The sequence below is a fragment of the Bartonella sp. AA81SXKL genome (assembly GCF_042196945.1).
Lineage (GTDB): Bacteria > Pseudomonadota > Alphaproteobacteria > Rhizobiales > Rhizobiaceae > Bartonella.
Genome location: NZ_JBHIRH010000217.1, coordinates 1 through 741, shown reverse-complemented (window position 1 = coordinate 741; position 741 = coordinate 1). Strand labels below are relative to the sequence as shown.

Here is a 741-nt window from a genome sequence, read left to right as displayed (position 1 = left end):
TGCCAAATCGCGCCCGTGCAGTGGAAGTTATCCGACTTCCCGAAAAAATAACATTTAACCTTTCTTCAGCACGTAAAATTTCCCCTAGTGTAATAGAGAATAATAAAAGAAAAATATCAAAAAACTCTGACAATTTTGATTTGGAAGAAAAAAAAAACATTATTATTCCCATTATGGGCCGCATTGCTGCTGCTGTACCTATTTCCGCTATACAGCAACAAATAAATACGCTTTGTTTGCCACAAGATATGATTAGCTGGGGTGAACATTATGCCCTCGAGGTCAAAGATGATTCTAGGATTGCGGCGGGAATTCTTGATAAAGATATTATGATTGGTAGACGTCAAAATACTGCAACATCAGGCGAAATTATTATTGCACTTATCGATAAAGAAGAAGTAACCTTTAAACGTTATCGACGCAAAGGAAACTCTATTACATTGGAAGCTGCAAATCCTCACTATGAAACACGTATATACAGACCAGAGCGTGTGCAGATACAAGGTAAGCTTATCGGACTTATTCGCAAATATTAAAAAACAAAAAAGTTACTGAAAAAAACCCTCTATTCAATGAATAGAGGGTTTAAGTATTTTTTTAGCATGTTATCTGCTACGCAGATCCATAAAATTTTGTAGAAAATCAAATAAGCTTATAATAAACGATGTTGCGTATGTAAAAAAATCAAGAGCATTTTTGTTTTTAATGAAATAAAAGTAGCATAAAATTCGATTGTTATAA

General features: G+C 33.7%; 1 protein-coding gene. It reads left to right on the top strand.

Annotation, left to right across the window (positions count from 1 at the left end):
- The coding region (locus ACFINZ_RS10695; RefSeq protein WP_375701507.1) for a LexA family protein at nt 1-536 on the top strand (536 nt) is incomplete at its 5' end.
- Between the last annotated feature and the right edge of the window lie 205 nt (nt 537-741).